Below are 24493 nucleotides of genomic sequence, written 5' to 3' on the forward strand. Positions count from 1 at the left end.
GGGTGTAATGGCTTCGATAAAAATGCTTATTTACTAATTTTGTGCGGGAAGCCGCGTGATGGAGTTCCGGATGTCCATGTCCTTGCCCGCCAGTTTCACGCAAGCCAGCAGATTGCTACAGCTGACCACGCCCCTCGGCGCTGACCGCCTGCTGGCGGAATGCGTGCGCGGCGAGGAAGGCTTGAGCACGGGCTTCGTGTTCCAGATCGCGGCCCTCTCGACGGACGCCGCCATTTCCTTGCGTACTCTGATTGGCCAGCCGGCCCTGCTGCAATTGCTGACCGCTACCAGCGCCGACGCGCTGCGCCCGTTCCACGGCCATATCACCGCCGTCGAGCTGGTTGGCGCGAACGGCGGCATGGCGCGCTATCACCTGACCCTGGAACCCTGGAGCGCGTTTCTTGCCCACGGCCGCGACAGCCGCGTGTTCCAGGACATGACGGTATTCGACATCCTTGATGCGCTGTTTGCCGCTTACCAGGCGCAGGGCAAGCTGGCGCCGGCCTGGCGTTTCGATATCCTCGACCGCGCGGCATACCCGAAGCGCAGCCTGAGCACCCAGTACCAGGAAAGCGACTGGGCCTACGCGCAGCGCCTGATGCACGAGGAAGGGCTGTTTTATTACTACGAACACAGCGGCGATCCCGGCAGCCCCAGCCTGGGCAGCCACTGCCTGGTGATCGCGGACCATAACGGCGTGTTCAAGCCGAATGCCCAGAGCAGCATCAATTTCACGCAGCCGGGCGCCGTCATGAAGGTTGACAGCATCGACCGCTGGCGCACCGAATTGCGCCAGCAGACCAATGCCATCGAACTGGGCAGCTGGGATTACCGCTCGCTCGACCAGCGCGTCGCCAGCGCGGCGGGCCAGGCGCAGGGCGTGGAGCTGCTCAGCCGCGACGCGCCCGGGGCCTATGCCTATGCCTCGCGCGAGCAGGGCCAGCGCATCGCGCGCAACCAGTTGCAGGCGCTGGAAGCGGGCAAGGAAGTCCATGTGGCGGCCGGTACCGTGCGTACCTTGTCGCCGGGCACCACGTTTAGCTTGCAGGGGCAGCCGGTGTTCGACCAGGCGGGCAGCGACGACGAGCGCAGCTTCCTGATCGTGCGCACGGTCCACCTGATGCACAACAACCTGAGCGCGGATCTGCAGTCGTCCATTGTGCAAACGCTCAAGACGGGCTTGCTCGATGCGGCCATCCGCAAGGAGCAAGCCGGCAGCCTGCACCGCATGCCCGCGCTGCTGGGCGCCATTGCCGAGCGGCCCCTGTACCGCAACCGCATCGATGCCATCCGCAACAATATTCCTTATCGCGCCAGCGGCAAGGACCAGCATGGCCAGCTGCTGCATCCGCGCCCGACCGTGCATGGCCAGCAGACGGCCGTCGTGGTGGGGCCGGCCGGCGCCGTGATTCACACCGACCGCGACCACCGCATCAAGGTGCAATTTCACTGGCAGCGCGGCGTCATGAGCCACAGCCGCCTCGACCATCCGCAAGGCGGCAAGCATACTGGCGCCCCTGGCGACGACAGTGCCGGCACCTGGGTGCGCGTCGCCTCCACGATGGCGCCGGTGGCGGGCGCCAACTGGGGTGGACATGCCTTGCCGCGCATCGGCCAGGAAGTATTGATCGATTTCCTGGAAGGCAATATCGACCGGCCGCTCGTGATCGGTACCGTTTACAACGGCCAAGGCACGGCCGACGCCCAGAATAACCGCGTGGCCCATGGCGCCGGGCCGGCCACCGGCAATGCGCCGGCCTGGTTTCCGGGGGAAGCGGGCGCGCATGCCCACCCGGCCGCACTGTCCGGCATCAAGAGCCAGGCCATGCAGGCCAGCCAGCAGGGCGGCGCGGCGTACAGCCAGCTGGTATTCGACGACAGCCCGGGCCAGCCGCGCGTGGCCCTGCAGCGCCATGCCGGCGCACACCAGGGCACTGCCGAGCTGAACCTGGGACACTTGCGCCATCAGACGGACAACCAGCGGCTGGCCGCCGCCGGCTTTGGCGCGGAACTGAAAACCGAGCACAGCGCCGCGCTGCGTGCGGGGCAGGGGCTGCTGCTGTCGACCGATGGGCGCACCAATGCCAGCGGCACGCAGATGGATACCAAGGAAGCCACGGCCCAGATCGAACAAAGCCTGGCCCTGCTGACTTCGCTTGCCGAGACGGCGCAAAAGCACAAGGCTGTGTTAGGCGGTGGGCAAGGCCAGGCCGAAGCGTCGCCCGATACGCTGCCGGCGCTGAAGCAATTGGCGAACAGCATCGAAATGCTCAAGGGCACGACGGGCACGGGCGACGGCCAGGTGACGGCCTATGGCGCGCCGCAGCTGCAATTGTCCAGTCCGGCCGGCATCGCCGCGACCACGCCGCTCAACGCCCTTTTCGCCGCCGGCAATACCAGCAGCATCGCGGCAGGGCAGGATATCAATTTCGGCGCGCAAGGCAACCATTTTCATGCGATCAGTTCCGGCATCAGCCTGTTTACTTATGGCAAGGCCAGCAAGCCCGACAAACCCAACCAGGAAACCGGCATCCGCCTGCACGCGGCCAGCGGCAAGGTCAGCAGCCAGAGCCAGTCCGATGAAACAAAATTAACCGCAGACAAGGCCGTGACCGTGGCCAGCGTCAGCAAAAGCGTCAACATCAACGGCAAGCAGCATGTGCTGATGACGGTGCAGGGCGCCTATATCAAGCTCGAAGGCGGCAATATCGAGATTCATGGACCCGGCAAGATGGAATTCAAGGCCGGCATGAAGGAGCTCACGGGGCCGGCCAGCGCCAGTCCTGCCCCTTTGGCCTTGCCGGCAGGACAATTGAAAGGCTGTGCACTGAAACTGCTCGATGCCACGCAGGCGGGAGCGGCCAGTGTCAAACGATAAAGTGTCATCGCCTGCCCTGTCTTCGGAGGGGGGATCGGCGGCGCGCGCCGATGAAGTGCTCTACAACGTGGCCCGCGGCTATGACAGGACCGTCGTCCTGATCGACCAGTTCATCGACAATCCTTTGCGCGAGGCGATCGAGGCTCTGTCGCTGCCCGCGGCCAGCGTGCTGCTCGATGACCCGATCTTCCAGGATGACTTGCAGCGCGCACCGATGCTGCTCGCGTTGTCAAACAAGCGGCCCGAGCACTATGCGCTGGTTGAATATAGTTTGAAGCTGGCGCAAGAGCAGCATGCCGAACCGGGCGCAGTGCCCCGGATCTGTGCCTGGCTATTTAGTCACGCGACGCTGGAACGTCTGCGCAGCGCCATGCTGGCGCGCCTGAATGTGCGCTATGCGTCCGGCGATGCCGTTTACCTGCGCTATTTTGACCCTCGCGTCATGCCGCATCTGGCGAGACTGTTTCCGCCATCTACTGCAGGCGTGCTGGGGCGCAGCAGTTTTGACGTTCTGCTCGGCCCTGTCGAGAGATGGTGCCAGCTCGACCGCGATGGGCAGCTGATCCAACATGGCAATGCGCAACCGGTGTCGGCAGTGCAAGACATTCCCCTGCGCATCGATGAGCCAACCAGGCAGGCGATGGAGCGCATCGAGCAGATCAATCTGGTGGTGCGCATCCTGAGCGCCAGGCAAACGGCAATCGGGCCAGGCATCGATGCGCAAATCGACCACCATCTTGTCTACAGCGCAAGTGCGGGCCTGGACCAGCCTGATGACCAGATCGCCTATGCCTGGCGCGCCGTCGCACACGGCCAGGCATTCACCTTGCATCCCGCCCTCGGTGAACTGATGCGGATGGCAGCCACGCAAGGCTTGCCGCTGGACATAGTATTAAACGCCCGTCTTCATTCCCTGGCTTGATGCCCAGCAGGATGACCGCGTGCCGCCCACTCAACAGGAATAGCGATGAAAGACTGTAAATTTTGCGATAAAAACGGCTTGTTCATTTTGCCCTTGCGTTATGCGGCAGTGGTGGGCGAGGGTGCGGCCGGTAGCGTGCCCGCGCTGCCCGGCAAGCTGGGCGACAAGGTCAAGCACATCACGCTGGAAAACGCCAGCTATGCGCCGCGCCTGCTGCGCGCCGGTTTCCTGTACGTGCTGATCAAGCGGTCGGGATTGCTGTATTGGGAAGGCTATTTTGCCGACGACGACGCCTTCCTGTCCAAATTTCCCGTCGATTCGCCGCCATCGGCGGCCGTGAATTTTTCTTGCGACCGCACCACCTGCGGCATCAACGCCAGCCTGATCGCGATCGACAAGATCGAGTTTGTCGAAAAAATTTATCTGTTGTTCACGCCGACTGCCATGACGAGAGAGCGGCTGGACGCGTATGCGGCCAATGCCGAGGCCAGCGTCAAAAAAGGACAAATGCAGGTTTTTCTGCCAAAGGAATGGGCGGCGGGCAGTACCGAACAGCCGCACAGCCTGAAGCCTGAAGAGCTTGGCAAATACGTCCCCGAGGCCGTGCTCGCCCGGCAGTATCAAAATGCCTGCAAGAGCCCTTTGGGAAAAATTCTCATGCAGCAGCTCTACATGGCAAGTTGCGATGCTTATGAAGGCATAGCCAACCTTCCACTGGCGACACCGGGCGGCCGGATCGGAAAGCTGGAAGAGAAAATGGTGGCGACCAAGGCGGCAGCGTTTGCTCTGTTTGACCCAATCGGCATCACGCAGGAGTTAAACGATTTTCGTAATGCCGCCCTGCAACCGCTTGAGAATTTTCTTGAGCAGGTGGACAAGGAAAAAGTCAGCAATCGGCGGAAGATGGACGTCATGGTTGGCATTGATGATGTCAAGGACTGTGTCATCAAATACGGCGTGGAAATCAGAAAGAAAAATCTCGATGACATGGATTCGAGGGCGCTTCCGGATATTAATAAAAATAACGCCGAAATGCTCAGGAAATTAAATCGTGTAAAAGAAGCTGAAATAATTGAAGAGAGAATAAGGAAAACTTCTGAAGCGCGCGAGAGACGGCGCGAGCAGCTTCTTGCGGGCAGTGAGCAGGATGCGCGCGATAAATTTGAAAAGAAATATGAGTCGCTCATCTCTGTTTCTGAAATTGATTTGCTTCGGAAAACGCTGGATAAACTGTCGAAAGAAGCGGAGGCAACATCGAGGAAGAGAACTGCCGATCACGTCAAGTGGGTGATGTCCACGGAACTGGTTGAGGCATTTGATAGTTATGACGAAGAAAATATCAGCAGCGGGTTTTGCTTTAATTTTGAATACTCCCGGTGCGTGTTTGGCATGTTCTCGGGTAAGGAAAATGAACATGTTCTTAAAAATTGGATGGATGTCAACTCCATTGAAAGAAAAAATTTGTACATGCGTTCAAATTTTTACAATCACAAATCTTTATACGATGCTGCGGAAAAAGCTTTCAAGGACGCTAAAGACCAGGTCGAGGCTGCAGGAGACATTTCAAAAGTACAGGCTGCACCGTGGTTAAAGGCCTGCAAAGGCCTGATTGATTCCTTTAAAAAAATTGATTCCGCATGGGATGAATGGTTGCGCGATGGTGGAGTCCTTAAAATTCACAACAAGGATCCAAAGGCCGGCACGGAAAAGGCGATAGTAAATTTATCAAAATACCATCGAACTGTGGAGGGAATGGCATTTGCAAAAATTTCCGAGTGGACTCAAGCGCTGTCCACCAAAAGCGGGAAGCTGGACAAGGCCATCTCCGGCGTCGTCGGTGTATTGCTGTACTCAAAATTGGCAGACCTTACTGAAAAAATAACTTTCGAAGAATTGATGCTTCCTCTGAAACAAAAAAATATTGATGAATTAAGAGAAAAATCAAAGAAATACGCTGATACGCTGAAGACGGAAAATAAAAAAAACAAATTAGAGCAAAGCATAGAAAATAAAGCTGAGCGTATTGCGCGAGCAGAGGCCACAAAAATTGCTCAGGCAGATGCTGCAAAAGTGGAAGGGAGCATAGGAAAATTGATAGAGGATGAGCAGATAAAGGTAAAAAACAAGGTGAAAATTTCATTGGACGAATTGGATGTCGGGAAAAGGCCCGAGACCAATAATTTTCGCCATGCCCGCATTGGTGTTCTTTTAATGTCAATTGAAAGCCTTTCCCTGGCAACCAAATTGCCTCATTTCTTCGATTCTCCCAGGCTGAAAGCTGAGGTGGCAGCTTCAATATTGTCATTGAGTAGTATGTCTTTTGATCTGGTTTATTCTGTGACAAAATCTATCAGGGAAATTTCTCCTTACAACAAGATTTCGGGAATAAATAAAGGTGCAGATATTATTCGCGGTGGTTTTAAAATGGCTGCCGGGTTTCTTGGGGCTCTTTCTGGTGCAATTATAGTTTGGTTAGATATTCTTTCGGCTTATGAGGAAATTAAGAAAGAAAGAACCAATAGAATGCTGGTGGGGATCTATGCTGGTCGGGCTGGTCTCGGTGTATATAATGCGATTGCGGGTTTGGTCGCTGCCTTTTCTTATTCTGCTCCTTTAATGACTCGATTGGCGGGCTCGCTACTGGCGAGAAATTCGAGTTTTTCATTAAGTATGGCAAAATTTTTTGTTGGAACTGCTGCAGTTGCAAAAAAAGTGGCAGATGGAAGAACTCTTTTATTAATAAGGCTGGCTCGGTTCAATCTTATTGGTGTAGGAGTAACTGTTATCGAAGTAGGATATCGGGTATGGATCATGGACGATGATCTGGAAAATTGGTTTCAAGCATGCAGTTTCAGAAAGAGAAGAGGATTATTCAGTGAAAAGCCGTTTGATTCTGTTGAGAAAGAATTAATGGAATTGCAGAAGGCATTCAAAACGGTTCAATCATAATTTTTAGGAAGCACATGATGAAAAAAGAGGGTGCTGAAAATGCTTCTTCCGAAGAGGTTTTTTTTACTGTGGAAGGAAAACTCACAGAATTTCATATGGCTGCAACAAATGTGAATTTACTTAGTAAAATCGAAAGCAGCCTTGCGGAAAAAAATCTGGCTGGCGGCGTTGCCGCCGTCATCAATGGCATGCCAGGGGCATTGGCAAACGCAGCCATGCTGAGTTTTTACGATGGTGAAGATATGTACAATTTTGCCGGACTGGTCAACGGGAAAGTAGTATGTGGTGTTTTTAGAGATGCCGATAAAATCAAGGATGGCGATGTCGTAAAATTGGTGGTAACACAGAGAAAGGACGTGCTTTATGTGCACAGTTTGATCCGCATTGATGATAGCTTTTTTATGATGCCATTGAATGCTTATTGCGGAGAACGTGCTTTTTTCTGGAGTTGCATGAAATTTGCAAGGAACATGACCTTGGCTGTTTGGATAATTCTTTCTCTTATGTTTTTTTTATCTGTCGATGTATCGTTGGAGAAAAATGAGAATTTAATTACGATGTTCAGCATAATATTCCTGATGCCGTTGATTTTTTGTTTTCCTTTCGAGTATTGGAGCTTCAGAACTATGCGTGATTATTCGATCTATGCGACGGAGATTTTCACTGCCCATGGCTTTCCAAGGCCAAGTGACTTTGATATGCGTGCTGGCGCTACTTTATTCAAGGATCATAGCTATGGTTTTATTGGATATAGTTGTGAATTGGCCTTGAAAAAACACAGGTCGAAATACAAAATTCAATCTGCTTGATAATTTCCTCGATACATTTCCGTTACTTTTCAAGTTGGATCTGAGTCGCTTCCTCCCCGAAATTGATGGCATTGCTGTAAAGATATTGCCAGTTCAGCGATCGAGAAAATCATATGCATGAATTCTCCTATAAGTTGGTCAGCGGTGTTGTTGAGGAGTTAAGAACTTCCGACATGCATGTGAATTATTTGAAGAGTGCTGAATCATTCAAGAAAATGTCCGGTTTGACCTCGATCGTGCAGGCTGCCACGGGCGAATCAGGCGCTGTTCACAGTGCGCAGGCGGCCACAAGTGACGGAGATCCTGTCACAGGCTTCGGCATGAGCGTGGGCGGCAAGTGGGTTAGCGGGAGTTTTTGGGAAGTTGGTTTTCGAGCCGGGGACGAGGTTCAGCTTGTCGGTTATCAAAAAGGCAATGACTTCATCGCTGTCGCAGTCATTGATGTAAAGGAAAACAAGATATGGATGCAGCCACATTCTGAACGTGGAACACTCGCAAAAAAATATCATCTTTTAAAATGCTGTGGATATTCCTTTATTGGATTATGTATTTTTGAAATTTTATTGGGATTTTTTTCCGGTTTTCCAATGTGGTTTGTTTTGATTTGCTCTGCTTTCATTAATCCAATTATTTTGTTTGTAACTGTTGGCTTGAGTTGGAAGGACTTTATGGATTTTTCAAAGGAGATGAATAGAGTGGGGAAGGCACTTGGGATCGCTGAGCCGGAAAAAATTGATCTTTTTAAAAGTACGAGAAAATCCAGAAAATCAGGAAAGCCCGCTTTGCCGATGGGCGTGTACTATCTTTAAATTAGATAAGTAAAATGTATGATCCCATTGATGTTCCTGATGAGCTGCTCCTCTCTGGAGTAGAAATGAAGCATCTTCATTTTTCTAGACAAGGATGGCGGCAGGTACTTAGAGCTCGATGCTCTGGCGGTCGAAATCGCGCGCCATCCCCTGCGATGCTGTCGCGCGACTACTGGCAGGCAGTGCCCCTGTTTTATTCCGCTTGACCCAGGCTGACCAGCCGTGCCAGGGTCTCTTGCGCGTTCATGTTCTTGGCCAGCGAGACGGCAGTCATGCCGCGGCTGTCCACGGCATCGATGCGGGCGCCGTGCTGCAGCAGCAGGTCGAGGATGGCCAGGCGGTTGAACATGGCTGCCATCATCAACGGGGTCTTGCCGTCCGGGCTGGCGCCGTCCACCCTGGCGTCGTGCTGTAGCAGCAGCGCGGCGATGTCCAGGTAGCCTTTATAGGCCACGCCGGCCAGCGGCGTCTGGCCCTGGTCGTTGGGGGCGTTGGCGTCGGCGCCCGCTTCAAGCAGCAGGCGCGATGTTTCCAGGTGGCCATGGTAGCTGGCCAGCATGATCAGGCTGTCGCCTTTTTCGTTGCGAAAGTTGACTGGCACGCCTTGGACCACCATGGCGCCCAGTTGCTGTGTATCGCCTTCGCGTACCAGGGCAAACAGGCCCTGGATGAATGCCAGCGTTTCGGCATCCATCGTTGCGGGGATTTTTCGTGCATCGGTGTTCATCGTGTTTTTTTCTCGAGGGTGGGCTATGCCTGTAGTCTACTATGCGGCCGGCGCCAGCGCCTTTTGCCGCGAGGCCAGCGCCGCGCCGATGAAGAGGGCGATGGCCGAGGCGATCAAGCCCCGTTCCAGTCCGGCCGGGCCGTCGGCGATCCAGCCGACGACGATGGGGCCGACGATCTGCCCCAGCGCAAAGACCGTCGTGTAGGCGCTGATGCCGGCCGTCCAGGATTGCTGCGGCAGGTTATGCCGCACCAGGGCCGTGGTCGACGCTACCACTGACAGGAACACGGCGCCGAAGACCAGGCCGGAGAGGAACACGACGGGTATGAAGCTCGTCAGCGCGGGCAGGATGGTCACCACGCCCAGCACGCCATTCAATATCGCCAGCGATTCGCCGCCCCTGTAGCGGTCCAGCATGCGCGCCCAGATGCGCGACGACGCCACCACCGCCAGGCCCAATAAAGTGTAGAACACGGTGACCAGGGTGGGCGGCATGCCTTGCTGCTTGAGCAGCGCGATGACAAAGGTCATGTAGCCGATGTAGCCGACGCCGAACATGAAGTAGCCAGCCAGGCTGGGGGTAAAGTCGCGCCAGGCGAAGCGCCGCGGCGTGTCGACGGTGCGCGGCGCTTCGCCGATCGCCTTGGCCGGCAAGGCCATGATGGCGGTGGCCAGCAGGCAGGCGATGCCCAGTGCCAACCAGGGCCATTGCCAGGCATGCGCGGCGCCGTGTTCCTGGGCGGACGCCAGCGCGGCCGGCACCAGCAGGGCAGACAAGGCAATGCCAAAGCCCGTGCCGCCATAGTACAGGCCGATGTAAAAGCCGGCGCGCTGGCTGTGCATGGAACCGAGCCGCGCCGCCAGCACGCCGCCGGCGATGAACATGAAGGCGCTGGCCACGCCCGCGCACACGCGCTGCAGGAACAGGGTGGTGGTGTCGCTGACGAGGCCCGACATCAGCATGAAGATGCTGGCCAGCACGGAACCGATGATCAGCAAGCGCCACACGCCCAGGCGGCGCATCAGGGCCGGCGTGGCCAGTGCGCCGAGAAAATAGCCGAGCGCATTGAAGGTGTTCATGGCCCCGGCCAGCAGGTAGGACCAGCCCAGGTCGGCACGCATGGGCGGCAGCAGCAAGCCATAGGAAAAGCGCGACAGGCCCAGGGCGACGGCAGCACCCAGCGAAAGCGCCAGCGCCGTCGCCAGCGGATGGGCCGGGGAATGATCGTGTGTCGGCATGGCCGGATGACCCGTCTAGATGAAAAGCGTGGAGTTGGCGCCGGGTAGGGCAGGCCGGCGGGCAAGGTCTGTCGGTGGCAGTGGCATACGGCGCTCACCGCTGACTGTTTTTTACTGCCAAGTTAATGAATCGACCCTGATAAGTCAAGCAGGCGCCGCCTGAACAGCACTGGCAATAATGCAATCTTGTTATTATTGCTTTCGGATAGAATTGTGCTGGTCGACCTGAAGACGGGCGCCTTGCTGTGGCAGGGCGCGCCAGCGCATCGAGCAACGAAGGCAATAACAGCGGTGGCGGCGGCCTGATCGGCGCGCTGGTGACGGCGGCTGTCAAGCAGATCATCAACCAGCACCGATGCCAGCCATCCGTTGGCTGGCACGGCGAATGCGCGCATGCTGTCGGCCGGCGTGCCGAATGGCTTGCTGTACGGTCCCCGTTCGGAACGCTACCTGGCGCAGTAATCGTTCGCGAGTAGCGTGCTCACGCCCTGCATCGGCCAGGGCATGAGCAGTGACAACCGGCGCCGGAGGAAATCGCGGACTCGTCCTCCGGCGCTGTCTTTCCTGAGTTCGTGCAGATTCCAGGCAGGGAGCAAGCGATGGGCATTCAATTCAACGTCCGCTACAACGTGGAAACAGACGATTTGCAAGGCAACTCCGTGCTGGTTTTCCTGAAGCTGCAAAACCCGCAGGGCCATTACCACAGCCATGCCTGGCAAGTGTTAACGGGGTCGGCCGGCGCCACCGAATCGTTCCACTACGAGGACAGGATCTCGACCGACGTGAACAGTTTCGGCATTACCGGGAACACTATCGTCTCGGGCCGCCAGGTCATCGCGCCGGGCCAGCTGCTGTCGGCCGTCAGCCCGCATGGCTTGTCGCCGCTGCTGCAGCCGGCCGCCGCCTCGCTGGCGCAATCGAAGCTGACGCCGGCACAATGCGGCGTCATGAACGAGACCAGCCCATTCATCCCATTCAGCTGCAACTGGTACGTGAACGACCGGCCGGTCGCGACCATGCCCGATGTCGACGCCAACATGACGGTCGGTTTCGAATACCTGCCCAGCCTTTATTTTGTGGTCGCCATGCGGCCGGCAGCGGGCCAGACCTACAGCCTGGAGAGCTTCCAGGACATGACGCAGTATGCGATGCCGGTCTCGGCTACCGAAGTGGACGTGACCTTGCACCGCAGCCAGGACGCGTGGCGCTTCGACTTCGCCGCCCGCTAGCGCGCGCCGCGGCCGGCACGGCTCACACTTCGACGGCCAGGTCGTCGAAGTCGGCCAGGGTGCCGCCATTGGCGATCAGCTGCTCGAAGCTGTGCTTGCGGCGCGCGTCGATGTGCGTATTGCTGACGCCGCGCTTCCAGTAGCCGGCCACCAGCACCTGTTCCTTGTTCAGGCCTGCATCGATGCGGAAGTGCTGGCGGATGGCGCGCATTTCATCGCGTTCGCCCGCGCCCCAGATGACATACTCGTGCGGTTCGGCGAGCTTTTTTGCCTCCTCCGCCAGCGGCCCGTCCGGCGCCACGTGGGCCGTGCCGAGGCGCTGCAGTGCCAGGCCCGGCACCTGGGGCAATTCCTGGAACGCCGCTTCATCATCGGTCACCACCCAGCCGATGCCGGCCGTGTTGGCTGGCCATTGTTTTAACATGGCATACAGGGCGGGTATGCCCGTCTCGTCGAGGAAGAGGGCGAGCTTGCGTTCGCCGCCCCCTGGCACGGTGAATTGCGGGCGCGGCCCCGTCAGTCGGAATGCGTCGCCCACGCGCAGGTTGTCGCCCCAGCGCATCATGGGGCTGGCATGTTCATGCAGCACGATATCGAAGGTAAACGCCGCCGCCGCCGCGTCATAGCTGCGCACGGTGTAGATGCGCGAGGCGCCGCCATCGATGGCGCCGTCGAGATGGATGCGGAAGGCCACGTTGGGCAGCGCCCAGTGCGGATCGTCGCCCGAGTGGGCCAGGCTGGCCGTGACGCGCAGCACGCTGGGGACAGGGCGCGCGATGGCGGCGACGGTGGCCGTGACTGCATGCAGGCTGCGGTCATGTTCGGCGTTGCGCAAGGGGCCGCCCGATTGCGGTTCTGGGGGTGTTGCCATGGTAAGTACTCCTGTGTCTTGGGTAATTAGTTTCATCATGCTAAACTAATTGCGGAAAAACGACAACGCAGCTGCCGCCACGGAAAATAATGATGACTATCGCCACCGATACACCGCGCCCCGGGCGTCCCCCCAGCATCACGCGCGCGCGCATTGCCGACGCCGGCATCGCCATGGGCTTGCCCGCCATGACCTTTACGGGCGTGGCCGCCTTGCTGGGCGTCAGCCACGTGGCGCTGTACAAGCACGTGGCACACCTGGCCGAGCTCAAGCTGCTGGTGGCTGCGGAGATTTTTGCGCGCTGGCAATTGCCGGCGCCCGGAGAGGATGACCTGGAGCACTACCTGCTGCGTTTCAGCGCTTCGCTGCGCCAGCTGGTCAAATTGCATCCCGGCCTGGCGCCCTATCTGCTGCGCCGGAAAGCGACGCCGCCTACCATGCTGGCGCGCATCGAGGCCCACCAGGCGCAGGTGGCGCACGGCTACCAGCTGCCGCTGGAGCGCGCCCGCTGGCTGCTGTCGACCGTGGCGTTTCACTGCGTGGCCCTGGCCGACACCGTGTATGCGCCGGCCGGCGACGCCTGGGAAGCAGAGGACGATGCGCTCATCGAGGCCGAGTTTGACCTGGGCATGCGCGCGCTGGTCATCGGGGTGCTGGCGATGCGGCCGTAATGGCGCGCAATCTTGCTCGAACTACAACTTCGGCAGGCTCAGCTTGCCTGTATGGCCGGCCTGCGCCGGCGCCAGAACGGCGCTGACGGCCAGCGCGTTTCCTGGCCGTAGCAGTACGCCAGGTGGCGTTCGTACGCCGCGCCGATGGCTGTCAGTTCCCTATTGTATTTATGATAGGCATTCACGTCGCCGTGCAGCGTGCGGTCGGCGGCCTCGGCCGCGGCCAGGCCCGTGTACAGGGCGTTGAAGATGCCTTGCGAGGACAGCGGATCGAAGCTCAGCGCGGCGTCGCCGACGGCGAACCAGCCTGGGCCGGCGCCGGCGTCCAGCGTCGCCGTATGCGCGGGCGTGGCCATGGCGGGCGTATCGGCCGCATAGCCTTGCTGCTCCAGCAATTCCCGCGTGGCGGGCAGGCGCCGCGCCGCCGCTTCCAGCCAGCCGGCATCGCGCAAGATGTTGGTGTCGAGCAAGTCCGCATCCGTATGCAGGGCCAGCACGCGGCGCTGGCCGGGCAGGGGCGCGCTGTACCACCAGCCGTCTTCGCACGCCTCGATGTGGGCAAAGCCCCGCGCGGAGGGCGTGCGATCCTGCCCGTATTGCCATACCGATACCAGCCGGTCGCTGCGCTGGCGCCGCGCCCCGATTCTGCGGGCCAGCCGGGCGTTGCGTCCCGTGGCGTCGATGATGATGCGCGCCGCCGCGTCGCAGGGGCCGTGCCGTGTTTCCAGCCGCACTCTCCAGCTGCCGTCATCCGGTACGATGTCCGTGACCTTGGCCGAGGCCAGCAGGGCGGCGCCGCGCCGGCGCGCCTCGTCGCGCAGCCACAGGTCGAAGGTGCCGCGCGCCAGGTGCCAGCCGTGCCCGTCGGGATCGCTGAGGAAGTGGTGTTCCGTCCAGGCGCCGTTCCACCAGGCGCGGTTGCCGTGGTAGGGCGCATGGCCCTGGCGCAGGAAGGCGTCAAGCAAGCCCATGTCCTGCAACAGGCGCGCGGCGGCCGGCGGCAGCGATTCGCCGATGCGCGCCAGCGGGCCGGCCAGCCGGTCGACCAGCAAGACCCGGTGCCGCCCCGCCAGGTTCAGCGCGGCCGTGGCGCCGGCCGGACCGGCGCCGACGATGAGCACGTCGGCCTGCAGCAGGGTCACAAGCGGTGTCGCTGCAGATGGCGCGCTTTTTCCGTGCCTTCCAGGTCGACGTCGACGAACTCGTCCGGTATGCCCGCCGCCGCGCGCAACTGGTGCTTGCCGGCTACCGGCTGCGGCAGGTTTTCCACCTGCAGGAAGGCAGGGAAGCCCGTCACGTCCGTGGGCCCGGGGCGTACTTCCACCACGCCCACTTGCGCCAGGTCGGCGATCATGTTGTTGATCTGCTCTTCATAGCTGATGTTGCCCAGCGGCCGTATCCACGCGGCGCGCCGGGCGAAGGCCGCCAGGCGGTCGTCGACGGGAACTTCGCGGTTCATCACCGTGTCGTAGGCGAGCTTGCTCATCACCTGGTTGGGCACGCGCGCGGGCCAGAACGTGGGTACGTAGGGATCGTAGTCGGACTGGTAGCCGGAGCGGCAACTGGCCGTGTCCGTCTGCCATGGCACGGCCATCCAGCGCGTCACGCCGCCGGCGATCTGCGCCGAGCAGGGGCTGCTGATATTGTCCGGTGTCAAGACGGCGCCGTAGTCGGGCTCCACCCAGCCGGGCGGCCGGTGCGCCAGGCGGAACGGCGCGCTGTACATGCTGGCCTGGCGCATGGGCCAGGTCATTTCGCAGCCGGGGTGGAAGGCGTCGGCCAGGCAGAATTCCATGGCCGCGCGCAGCAGGGTGTCCGGTTGCTGCGCCAGTTCCACGTCGGCCAGGCTTTGCGGCGGTGTCTTGCCGGGCGCGTAGTCGTCCGTGAACTTGCCGTCGGCCCATTGCTTGAGGAAGCGCAATTGCAGATTGCTCAGCGCGCAGTTCTGGCGCGGCGTGTCTGCCGGCGGGATGGCCATCGCATCGCCATACAGCCACGGCCACGGCGATGGCGCCCAGGCGTCGCGCTCGAACTGGCGGAACTGGTTATAGATGACGTTGCGCCACTCCTTGCGGTTGTCGGACGGGCTGGCCAGGCGCGCCATCCATTCGTCGCGGCTGAACGGCGTGCTGCCGTCCCAGCCAAAGGCGGCCGCAAAGCCGGCATTCACCCATTGCAGATTGGACAGGCGCTCGAAAATGGGGCGGATATCGTCCTGGAACGAGGGAACGGCAGGCGCGGCAATTTTGCCTTCGGAAACAAACAAGTCGCGCATCAAGTCCCACATGGTGCGCACCGACTTTTGCTGCGGCGCATAGTCGGGCGGCGCGACGACCACCCAGGCCATGTCGACGGGCAAGGCATGGCCCTGGTAGTGCACCTTGGCGCAGACGGGGCCGTCGGCCGTGTCGTCATGCCAGCCTTCGTTGTTGGCAAAGGTGATGGCGCGCGCGCCATTCCACGAGGCCGACTTGCCATGGCCGCCCAGCACGATCAGCCGTCCCATGGCATCCGTGCGCAATTCGCCCAGGTACACGGGCGTGCCCATGAAGCGGCCGCTGTCGAAGGCCACGCCTTGGCTGTCGCTGCCGCTGATCTTGCGCTCGCCCGGCGTGATGGACAGTTGCGCGCGGTCGGTGACGGCCATGTTGCGCAGGAACGAGGGCTGGGTGACATTCGCCTCGGGAATATCGAGCGCGATCTGGAACTGGTACCACGCCGCCTTCGTGTTGGCCAGGGTGACGGACCATTCGATGTCGGCATTGCCGGCGTTCAATTCGGCCACCGCCACGCCGGCCGCGTTCAGGCCGTAGATGCGAAAGCTGGCCGCCTGGCGCTTGATGGCTCCGGACGCATCGCGGTAATAACCGGCCGGCCGCGCCGCCGGTTCCGGCACCTCCGGTCCCAGAAAGTACTCGCTGGGGCTGTTGCCCACGCGGGCAATGCCGATGGGCGGATAAATCGCCGCCTTGACGATGACGGTATCCAAAGTGGGGGTGGACATGGCGGGCCTTTCCAGATGCGTGGAGGGAAGGAAAATATACCGCATAAAAAATGCGCCAAATGCGCACATAGTCACGCTGGCGTGAAATCGGGCGCCAGGCCGGGCAATTCAGTTACTGCGGAGATTGACTTGTTGCCAGCATGTAGCTATCTTGGACTGGCATTGCCTGTTTATCAATACATAAAATAATGTATTGATCCGATATTTTCTATGCAACTTTTGAGGGATGATATGAAAATCAAGGCTATTTTCTGTGTTGGCGCGCTATCCCTGCTAGCTTTTCTGCCGGTATCGCAAGCGGCCCAGCCAGGCGAGGCGCTCGCTGCGGCGGTACCGCTTGCGAACGGCGTGGCCCTGTTTCCGCAAGAAGGCAATATCCCGCCGTTCCGCGGGTCCGGGTCCAGGTAAGGCCAACGCGGCAGCTTATGCGGCGCGGCGCCAGTCAAGGTAAGATGGCGGCTATTTCAAGACATTGAGGGGCCCGGGTGCGCGTGTTGCTGGTGGAAGACGATCCGATGATCGGGGAGAGCCTGGTCGAAGGCTTGCGCGGCGAGTGCTATGCCGTGGACTGGGTGCGCGATGGCCACGATGCGGAGCTGGCGCTGGCCGGCTTCGCCTACGATTTGATGCTGCTGGACCTGGGCTTGCCCGGCAAGGAGGGCATGGACGTGCTGCGCACCATGCGTGCGCGGGGCGCCGAGTTGCCCGTGCTGATCATCACGGCGCGCGACGGTACGCCGGCCCGCGTCGACGGGCTCGACAGCGGCGCCGACGATTACCTTGTCAAGCCGTTCGACCTCGACGAGCTGCTGGCGCGCATCCGCGCGCTGCTGCGCCGCCGGGTCAGCCGTTCGCGCTCCGTCATCGAGCACGGCGCGCTGATCCTCGACCTGGCCAGCCACGAGGTCACGTTCGAGGGCGAATTGATCAAGCTGCCGCCGCGCGAGTTTTCCGTGCTGCGCGCCTTGCTCGACCATCCGGGCAAGGTGGTGTCGAAGCGCCAGCTGAGCGAAAAGCTGTATGGCTGGGATTGCGAAGTGGAAAGCAATACCGTCGATGTGTACGTGTACCAGCTGCGCAAGAAGCTCGGTGCCGACTGCATCCAGACCGTGCGCGGCGTGGGCTACAAGATGCGGGTAGCATCTTGCTGACCATCCGCCGCCAATTGCTGCTCGGTTTGCTGGCCGCCACCTTGCTGTGCGTGCTCGGCGCCGGCATTTCGCTGTTCCGTTCGCTGCTGGAAGAAACCAATGAACTGGCCGATCTGCAGCTGCGCCAGCTGGCCGTGGCCTTGCCCGACGAATTCGAGACGCAGACGGGCCTGGCCGCCGCGCAAGACCCGGAAGAAGCGTTCGTGCTGCAGGCATGGGACGAGGATGGCCAGCCATTGCCCGTCCTGCAGGGCCAGCCGGCACTGCCGCGCTATGCGCTGGCCGGTTTTGCCGATGTCGTGCTGCACGGCGAGGACTGGCGCCTGTACGGCGAAACGCGGCGCGGCCGCTACGTGCAGGTGGCGCAGGCGCAGGCCGTGCGCGACCAGCTGGCCTGGCAGATGACCATGCGGGCCGGCGCGCCCCTGCTGGTGTTCGCGCTGATCCTGGCGCTGCTGATCGTCGCCGTCGTGGGGCGGGCGCTGGCGCCGCTGCACCGGCTGGCCGAATCCGTGGCGGGCCGTTCGCCGGACGCGCTCACGCCGCTGGCGGCCGACGACATGCCGCCCGAACTGCGGCCCGTGGCGCTGGCGTTGAATAGCCTGATGGGGCAATTCGAAGCGGCGCTGACGGCGCAGCGCACCTTTGTTGCCGATGCGGCGCATGAATTGCGCTCGCCGCTGACGGCGCTGAAACTGCAACTGCAGGTAGCCGAGCGGGCCGCCAGCGAGGAAGAACGCCGCGTGGCGCTGGCGCGGCTGCATGAGCGGCTGGATCGCAGCACGCACCTCGTGCGTCAGCTGCTCAGCCTGGCGCGCCACGAAACGGCGCTGGCGGCCAGCCAGCTGCACACGGTGGACCTGGGACAATTGCTGGAAGCTGCCGTGGCCGACCACAGCGCGCTGGCCGACAGCCGGGAGATCGACCTGGGCGTGGTGGAAATGTTGCCGGCCAGGGTGCTGGTACAGGCCGATCCCGATGGCTTGCAAGTGTTGCTGAATAACCTGATTGACAACGCCTTGCGCTACACGCAGCAGGGCGGCAGGGTCGACTTGCAGGCGGCCGTGGAAGAGGGCCGGCCCCTGCTGCGCGTGTCCGACAACGGCCCCGGCGTGCCGCAACAGCACCACGCGCGCCTGTTCGACCGCTTCTTCCGCCCCGACGGCAACGACGCCTGGGGCTGCGGCCTGGGCCTGTCCATCGTGCGCCACATCGCCGAGCACCACCAGGCCGATATCGCGCTGGCCGAGGGGGGCGAGGGACGGGGCCTGCAGGTGACGGTGCGTTTTCCGCAAGCGGCCTGAACAGACAAAAAAAAAGCGGATGCCGGTCAGGGCATCCGCTTTTCAGTCACTGGCGAGGCGCTTACGCCAGCTCGGTGATGAATTGCTCGCGCGCAGGGCGCACTTTTTTCAAGTCCACCAGCCAGTCGCCTGCGTCGGCGCGGTAGCCGAGCGGCAGCATGACGACGGAACGCAGGCCTTTTTCACGCAGGTTCAGGATTTCATCGACCTTGGCTGGATCAAACCCTTCCATCGGCGTCGAATCGACCTTTTCCTGGGCCGCGGCGATCAGGGCCGTGCCGACGCCGATGTAGGCCTGGCGCGCCGCGTGCTGGTAGTTGGTTTCCGCATCGCGCTGCGGATACGTGGCCAGGATTTGCTGGCGGTAGGCTTCCCAGCCTTCATTCTTGAAGCCGCGCACGGTGTTGACCAGGTCAAAGCGCGCGTTGATGCGTTCTGCCGTGTAATTGTCCCAGGCGGCGAACACCAGCAGGTGCGAGGCGTCCGTCACTTGCGACTGGTTCCATGCATGCGGCTTGATCTGTTCGCGCAGGGCCGGATTCGTTACGACGAAGACTTCGTAAGGATGCAGTCCGCTGGAGCTGGCCGTCAGGCGCACGGCTTCCAGGATGCGCTCGACCTTGTCTTGCGGCACCGTTTTTGTCGGGTCCATTTTCTTGGTGGCGTAGCGCCATTGCAGTGTTTCGAGCAGTGCGGACATATAAATCCCTTTCATAATGAATAGTTCAGATTGGAAATGATAGCGGATTCAGGCATTTCAAGTGCGGCGGACAAAAGAACTTGTATAGCCGAGCCAGGCACGGTTGTCTACAGGCCAAGCATGGCAAGCTCATGCTGCGGGTAGCGCGCGCCCTGCACGGCGGCGGGCGCGATGGCGGCGCCGATGGCGCCCAGCTCGGCTTTGTTCAGGGTGATACGCGCGGCGGCCATATTCTCTTCCAGGTGCGCCAGGCTGCGGGCGCCCGGTATCGGCACGATATCGCTGCCTTGGGCCAGCAGCCAGGCCAGGGCCAGCTGGGCTGCCGTGGCGCCGCGCGCCGCCGCCAGGCGCTGCAGTTCAGCCACCAGCTTCGCGTTGGCTTCCATCGCCTGCGGCTGGAAACGGGGCAGGCTGTGGCGGTAGTCGTCTGGCGCCAGCGCGGTGCTGGATGCGAGCCGGCCCGTCAGGAAGCCCCGGCCCAGCGGGCTGTAGGGCACGAAGCCGATACCGAGCGCGCGGCAAGCGGGCAGCACCTCGGCCTCCACATCGCGGCTCCACAGCGAATACTCGGACTGGACGGCCGCAATCGGATGCACGGCGTGGGCGCGGCGCAGGGTGGCGGCCGACACTTCCGACAGCCCCAGGTGGCGCACCTTGCCGGCCCGCACCAGATCCGCCATGGCGCCGACGACGTCTTCGATGGGCACGGCGGGGTCCACGCGGTGCTGGTACAGCAAGTCGATGCAATCGATGCCCAGCCGGGACAGCGACGCTTCCACGGCCCGGACGATGTGTTCGGGGTGGCTGTCGACGCCCGCCATGCGTTCCACGCCCTGGCCGTGGGGCAAGATTCTGAAGCCGAACTTGGTGGAGATGCTGACCTTGCCGCGCAGTTGCTTCAAGGCGCGGCCCACCAGTTCCTCGTTGGCGTAGGGGCCGTAGACTTCCGCCGTATCGATCAGGGTCACGCCCAGTTCCACGGCGCGGTGCAGCACGCGCAGCGAGGTGGCCTCGTCCGCGCCGCCGTAGGCAAAGCTCATGCCCATGCAGCCCAGGCCGATGGGGGCGACGCGCAAGCCGGAGTTGCCCAGTGTTCTGTGTTCCATTTTTCACTCCTCTTCAAAAAAAGATGCAAGGAGTATGGATGAAGCAACAGCATGCGATAAGATAGCTTATCCTGCATGCATTACTGAATTTTGTTCATGAATAATGACTGACCTCAATGAATTGACCGCCTTTGCCGCCGTCGCCCGCCTGCGCAGCTTTCGCAAGGCGGCCCTTGAACGGGGCGTGTCCGCTTCCGCCCTCAGCCATGCGCTGCGGGCGCTGGAAGAGCGCCTGGGCGTGCGCCTGCTGAACCGCACCACGCGCAGCGTCACGCCGACCGAGGCGGGGCAGCAGTTGCTGGCGCGGCTGGCGCCGGCCATGCGCGAAATCGATGATGCCTTGCTGGACTTGAGCGCCTTGCAGGATGTACCCGCAGGCAAACTGCGCCTGAACGTGCCCCGTCCGGCCGCCCGGCTGCTGCTGGCGCCCATGCTGGCCAGCTTCATCGCCCGCTATCCGCGCGTGCAGGTGGAAGTGGTGACCGATGACGGCATGATCGATATCGTGCGCGACGGTTTTGACGCGGGCATCCGCTTTGGCGAGCAGGTGGCGGCCGACATGATCGCCGTGCCCGTGGGCGCGCCGCAACCGTTTGTGGTGGTGGCGTCGCCCGCCTATCTGGCGGCGCATGGGGCGCCAAGCACGCCGCGCGCGCTGCTCGAGCATGCCTGCATCGGCCGGCGTTTTCCCAGCGGGCGCCAGTATGCGTGGGAGTTCGAGCAGGCAGGCGAGGGCGTCAGCATCGCCGTCGGCGGGCCGCTGGTGTTCGACGACGATGAACTGATGCTGCGCGCGGCCCGCGATGGCGCGGGACTGGCGTATGTATACGAAGCCGATGCGCGCGCCGATATCGCGGCGGGCCGCCTGGCGTGCGTGCTGGAACGTTGCCTGCCGCCGCCGCCCCGTTACTTCCTGTACTACCCGAGCCGGCGCCAGATGCCGCCCGTGCTGCGCGCCTTTGTCGACATGCTGCGCGCGCCGGCGATATAGTCAGCCGGTGTGCGGCGGCGCGGCGTGCTCGACCGGCCACTTGATGGTGAACAGGCTGCCGCCCGCCTTGCCACGCGTGCAGACGGCGCTGCCGCCATGCGCGCGCGCAATGGCTTCGACCACGGCCAGGCCCAGGCCGCTGCCCGCGTTCAGGTCGACCCTGTCGCTGTCGCCGCGGCGGAATGCTTCGAACACGTGCGGCGCCAGTTCCTCGGCAATGCCGGGGCCTGCATCTTCGACGCTCAGGTAGTACTGGCCGGCCTGCACGCGGGTGCGCACGCGCAGCAGGCCCGGATGCGCATAGCGGCGCGCGTTGTCGAGCAGGGCCAGCACGATTTGCCGGATGCGTGCCGCGTCGCAGCAGACGGGATGGTCGGACAGGTGCAGTTGCAGGGCAAAGCCGGCCGCTTCCATGTCCGGCGCCAGCAGGCGGCGCACTTCCTCGATTTCCAGTGTCAGGTCCGTCCATGCCATGCGCAGCTGCATGTGGCCGCTGTCGGCCAGGCTCAGGGTGCGCAAGTCCTCGATCAGGCGGCCCAGGTCTTCCACTTGCGACAGCAGGCTGGAAAACGGCACTTCCTCCGGCTTGAAGACGCCATCGACGACGCCTTGCAGGGTGCCGCGCAGGATGGTCACGGGCGTGCGCAGCTCGTGCGCGATGGCCGCATTCCACGTCTCGCTTTCCTTGGCCGCCCGCTGCAGGCGCTCGGCCATGCTGTTGAAATCGTCGACCAGCATGGCCGTTTCACCCAGGGTGCGGTCGCCGGCGAAGGCGCGCGCGGACAGGTCGCCATGCGCCACGCGGCGCACGCTGTCCATCACGGAATTGATCGGTTTTAGAATGCGCGACGCGAGCTTGATGGCGAAGAACGCGGCCAGCAGCAAGCCAAAGATGGTAATCGACAGTATCCATAGCCATTCCACCGTCGTCGGCGACCAGTCGTCCGGCTCGGACAGCATGTTGGGGTCGATCTTGAAGACGACGGCGAAAAACGTCCACGAAAAAATCCAGATGACGAGGATGCTGATGACCATCAGCACGGACATCGACAGCACGATCTGCCGGTTCAGGCCTGTGAAGCGCATCAGAGGTCGCTTTCCAGGCGGTAGCCCACGCCGCGCAGGCTGGCCGGCATGTTCATCACGCCCGCTTCTTCCAGCTTCTTGCGCAGCTTGCTGACGTGGCTGTCCACCGTGCGTTCCATCGAATTACTCTCGGGCATGCACGACTCCAGCAATTCCAGGCGGCTGCAGACGCGGCGCGGCGTGCGCGCCAGGTGGGCCAGCAGGCGGAACTCCGTCAAGGTCAGGCTCAAAGGCACGGGCGCGCCTTCGCGCAGCACGCTGGCCACATAGGTTTCCTGGTCGATCTCGATGGGGCCGCAGCGCAGGCGCTGGCCGCCGACGGGATGGTGGCGCACGCGCGAGCGGCGCAGCACGGCCGCCACGCGGGCCACCACTTCGGCCGGATTGAAGGGCTTGATGATGTAGTCGTCGGCGCCCACGCGCAGTGCGGCCAGTTTATCGGCATCCTGGTCGCGCGCCGTCAGCATGATGACGGGCGTCTCGCCGCGCCGCCGCACTTCCGTCAGCACGCCCCAGCCATCGACTCTGGGCATTTGCACGTCGAGCAGCAGCAGGTCCGGCGCCAGTGCCAGGTGCTGCTGCAGCGCTTCCTGGCCATCGTGCGCGAAGGCCGTGCGGTAGCCGTCGCGCTCCAGGTAGCCGGCGAGGATGCGGGCGATTTGCGGTTCATCTTCGGCGATCAGGACGAGGGCGGAAGGCGGCGTGGTGGCAAGGAAGGAGGGCTGGCTGGCGCTGTGATGATAGTTCATATAAATAGTCTAGCATTCTTCGCCGTCTCCATCGAATCTCCACATTTCTTTGACGGAACATCCATCTTGGCCTTCTATGCTCTTGTTATCTGTCGACCGGACCGCCGGTTGGGATCTGCCATAGAGAAAGACCATGCATCCGAGCCACCTCACCAAGAAAAACATGTTGATCGCCGCGGCACTGCTCAGCCTTGCCGCCTGTTCCAAACCCGTGCCGGAAGAAGGCGCCGCGCCGCCCGCCGCCGTTACTGTGCTCAAGCTGCAAGCGGCGCCTGTTGTGCTCAGCGATGAATTGCCGGGCAGGGTGGCCGCTTTCCGCACGGCCGACATCCGCCCGCAAGTGGGCGGCATCGTGCTGCGCCGCCAGTTCGAGCAGGGCGCCGAAGTGAAAGCGGGGCAGAAACTGTTTCAGCTGAACCCGGCGCCATTCCAGGCGGACGTCGATTCGGCCGCCGCCGCCCTGCAGCATGCGGTGGCCACGGCGAACCGCGCCAGCAGCCAGGCCGACAGGTTGAAGCCGCTGGTGGAAGCGGACGCCATCAGCCGCCAGGCGTATGACGATGCCGTGGCCCAGCGCGAGCAAGCCGTGGCCACCGTGGCCCAGGCGCGCGCGGCCCTGGCGCGCCGCCGCCTGGACCTGGCCTTTGCCAGCATCGAGGCGCCCATTGCCGGGCGCATCGGCTCCGAACTGGTGACGGAAGGCGCGCTCGTGGGCCTGGCCGATGCCACGCCGATGGCGCGCATCCAGCAGATCGACAAGGTGTATGTCGACGTGCGCCAGCCGGCCGCCGCGCTGGCCGCGCTGCAAGCCTCGGGCACCGGCGGTGCCGACAAGCTGCCCGTGACCATTTTAGGCGCCGATGGCCAGCCGCATCCCGTCACGGGCCGCATCCTGTTCTCCGGCATCAGCGTCGATGCGGGCACGGGCGACGCCGTCATCCGCGTGCTGGTCGACAATCCGCAGCGCCAGCTGCTGCCGGGCATGTTCGTGCGCGCCCGAATCGCCCGCGCCGTGCAGGCAAATGGCGTGCTGCTGCCGCAGCAAGCCGTCTTGCACAGCAGCGGCGGCCAGGCGCAGGCCTGGGTGCTCGATGGCACGAACAAAGCAAGCCTTAAACCCATCAGCGTGGGCGACGTGATCGACCACCAGTACGTGGTCAACGGCGGCTTGAAGGCTGGCGAAACCGTCGTCATCGAAGGCCAGGAACGCTTGCAGCCGGGCGCCACCGCCGCACCGCAGCCATGGAAGCGCGCCGCAGCCGTTGCCGCCGCACCTGCCGTCAGCGCCGTGCGCTGAC

The 24493-nt window shown here is 61.9% G+C and carries 20 protein-coding genes and 1 pseudogene; 12 read left to right on the top strand and 9 right to left on the bottom strand.

Translation table 11 applies throughout. The annotated features are described in order from the left end of the window. The first annotated feature begins 70 nt into the window (after positions 1 to 70). From CSQ91_RS04825 to CSQ91_RS04845, 5 genes are all read left to right on the top strand, one after another. Entirely contained in the window at positions 71 to 2878 is a 2808-nt protein-coding gene (locus CSQ91_RS04825; protein WP_257217221.1) for a type VI secretion system Vgr family protein, read from the top strand. Next, positions 2865 to 3800 carry a DUF4123 domain-containing protein gene (locus tag CSQ91_RS04830; protein WP_180278345.1) on the top strand — a complete coding sequence of 312 codons (936 nt, stop codon included), beginning with the start codon at positions 2865 to 2867 and terminating at the stop codon, positions 3798 to 3800. Before CSQ91_RS04825 ends, CSQ91_RS04830 begins: the two co-directional genes overlap by 14 nt. Before the next feature lie 45 nt (positions 3801 to 3845). Continuing rightward, positions 3846 to 6749, top strand: coding sequence for a T6SS effector BTH_I2691 family protein (locus CSQ91_RS04835; protein ID WP_099387519.1), 2904 nt, complete (start codon positions 3846 to 3848; stop codon positions 6747 to 6749). A gap of 14 nt (positions 6750 to 6763) precedes the next feature. Further along, a complete protein-coding gene (locus CSQ91_RS04840) occupies positions 6764 to 7558 on the top strand; it encodes a hypothetical protein (RefSeq protein ID WP_099387520.1) in 795 nt (264 codons plus the stop codon). A gap of 113 nt (positions 7559 to 7671) precedes the next feature. Further along, a complete protein-coding gene (locus tag CSQ91_RS04845; RefSeq protein WP_099387521.1) occupies positions 7672 to 8367 on the top strand; it encodes a putative type VI secretion system effector in 696 nt (231 codons plus the stop codon). A gap of 193 nt (positions 8368 to 8560) precedes the next feature. Here CSQ91_RS04845 and CSQ91_RS04850 read toward each other — a convergent pair whose 3' ends face one another. Together CSQ91_RS04850 and CSQ91_RS04855 are read right to left on the bottom strand one after the other, a co-directional pair. Next, positions 8561 to 9094: an ankyrin repeat domain-containing protein gene (locus CSQ91_RS04850; RefSeq protein ID WP_099387522.1), complete on the bottom strand. Its 534-nt coding sequence runs from the start codon at positions 9092 to 9094 to the stop codon at positions 8561 to 8563. Between the two features lie 39 nt (positions 9095 to 9133). Further along, positions 9134 to 10333, bottom strand: coding sequence for a YbfB/YjiJ family MFS transporter (locus CSQ91_RS04855; protein WP_099387523.1), 1200 nt, complete (start codon positions 10331 to 10333; stop codon positions 9134 to 9136). A 216-nt stretch (positions 10334 to 10549) separates the two neighbouring features. Here CSQ91_RS04855 and CSQ91_RS04860 point away from each other — a divergent pair. Then, positions 10550 to 10795 (top strand): annotated as a pseudogene (locus CSQ91_RS04860) (GNA1162 family protein); the annotation flags it as partial. 137 nt (positions 10796 to 10932) lie between these two features. Beyond that, positions 10933 to 11562 carry a hypothetical protein gene (locus CSQ91_RS04865; RefSeq protein WP_099387524.1) on the top strand — a complete coding sequence of 210 codons (630 nt, stop codon included), beginning with the start codon at positions 10933 to 10935 and terminating at the stop codon, positions 11560 to 11562. A gap of 22 nt (positions 11563 to 11584) precedes the next feature. On the opposite strand, the gene CSQ91_RS04870 is transcribed toward CSQ91_RS04865, so the two are convergent. Continuing rightward, a complete protein-coding gene (locus tag CSQ91_RS04870; RefSeq protein WP_099387525.1) occupies positions 11585 to 12433 on the bottom strand; it encodes a siderophore-interacting protein in 849 nt (282 codons plus the stop codon). Positions 12434 to 12522: 89 nt separating this feature from the next. Here CSQ91_RS04870 and CSQ91_RS04875 point away from each other — a divergent pair, with 89 nt between their 5' ends. Further along, entirely contained in the window at positions 12523 to 13104 is a 582-nt protein-coding gene (locus CSQ91_RS04875; protein ID WP_257217222.1) for a TetR/AcrR family transcriptional regulator, read from the top strand. 38 nt (positions 13105 to 13142) lie between these two features. Here the strand turns inward: CSQ91_RS04875 and CSQ91_RS04880 are convergent, their stop codons facing one another. Beyond that, positions 13143 to 14246 (bottom strand): tryptophan 7-halogenase, encoded by a 1104-nt coding sequence (locus CSQ91_RS04880; RefSeq protein WP_099387526.1) that lies wholly within the window; start codon positions 14244 to 14246, stop codon positions 13143 to 13145. Then, the gene (locus CSQ91_RS04885; protein WP_143450946.1) at positions 14243 to 16108 is read right to left on the bottom strand and encodes a LodA/GoxA family CTQ-dependent oxidase; all 1866 of its coding nucleotides are present in this window, start codon (positions 16106 to 16108) and stop codon (positions 14243 to 14245) included. Before CSQ91_RS04885 ends, CSQ91_RS04880 begins: the two co-directional genes overlap by 4 nt. Positions 16109 to 16593: 485 nt before the next feature. On the opposite strand from CSQ91_RS04885, the gene CSQ91_RS28855 reads away from it, so the two are divergent. Both CSQ91_RS28855 and CSQ91_RS04900 read left to right on the top strand, forming a co-directional pair. Further along, positions 16594 to 17259, top strand: coding sequence for a response regulator transcription factor (locus tag CSQ91_RS28855; RefSeq protein ID WP_034788094.1), 666 nt, complete (start codon positions 16594 to 16596; stop codon positions 17257 to 17259). Next, entirely contained in the window at positions 17253 to 18563 is a 1311-nt protein-coding gene (locus CSQ91_RS04900) for an ATP-binding protein (protein WP_099387529.1), read from the top strand. Before CSQ91_RS28855 ends, CSQ91_RS04900 begins: the two co-directional genes overlap by 7 nt. 61 nt (positions 18564 to 18624) lie before the next feature. Here CSQ91_RS04900 and CSQ91_RS04905 read toward each other — a convergent pair whose 3' ends face one another. Together CSQ91_RS04905 and CSQ91_RS04910 are read right to left on the bottom strand one after the other, a co-directional pair. Beyond that, on the bottom strand, positions 18625 to 19263 hold the full coding sequence (locus tag CSQ91_RS04905) for an NAD(P)H-dependent oxidoreductase (protein ID WP_034788098.1): 639 nt from the start codon (positions 19261 to 19263) through the stop codon (positions 18625 to 18627). 107 nt (positions 19264 to 19370) lie between these two features. Then, entirely contained in the window at positions 19371 to 20369 is a 999-nt protein-coding gene (locus CSQ91_RS04910; protein ID WP_099387530.1) for an aldo/keto reductase, read from the bottom strand. 103 nt (positions 20370 to 20472) lie between these two features. Between CSQ91_RS04910 and CSQ91_RS04915 the strand changes: the two genes are divergently transcribed. Beyond that, the gene (locus CSQ91_RS04915) at positions 20473 to 21360 is read left to right on the top strand and encodes a LysR family transcriptional regulator (protein ID WP_099387531.1); all 888 of its coding nucleotides are present in this window, start codon (positions 20473 to 20475) and stop codon (positions 21358 to 21360) included. On the opposite strand, the gene CSQ91_RS04920 is transcribed toward CSQ91_RS04915, so the two are convergent. Further along, positions 21361 to 22446, bottom strand: a complete 1086-nt coding sequence (locus CSQ91_RS04920; RefSeq protein WP_092613455.1) for an ATP-binding protein — start codon at positions 22444 to 22446, stop codon at positions 21361 to 21363. Continuing rightward, positions 22446 to 23195: a response regulator gene (locus tag CSQ91_RS04925; protein ID WP_099387532.1), complete on the bottom strand. Its 750-nt coding sequence runs from the start codon at positions 23193 to 23195 to the stop codon at positions 22446 to 22448. The genes CSQ91_RS04920 and CSQ91_RS04925 overlap by 1 nt, the downstream gene beginning before the upstream one ends. Before the next feature lie 133 nt (positions 23196 to 23328). Here CSQ91_RS04925 and CSQ91_RS04930 point away from each other — a divergent pair, with 133 nt between their 5' ends. Continuing rightward, a complete protein-coding gene (locus CSQ91_RS04930; protein WP_099387533.1) occupies positions 23329 to 24492 on the top strand; it encodes an efflux RND transporter periplasmic adaptor subunit in 1164 nt (387 codons plus the stop codon). Position 24493: the final 1 nt, after the last annotated feature.

This window comes from Janthinobacterium sp. BJB301, from assembly GCF_002735685.1.
Classification (GTDB): domain Bacteria; phylum Pseudomonadota; class Gammaproteobacteria; order Burkholderiales; family Burkholderiaceae_D; genus Janthinobacterium; species Janthinobacterium lividum.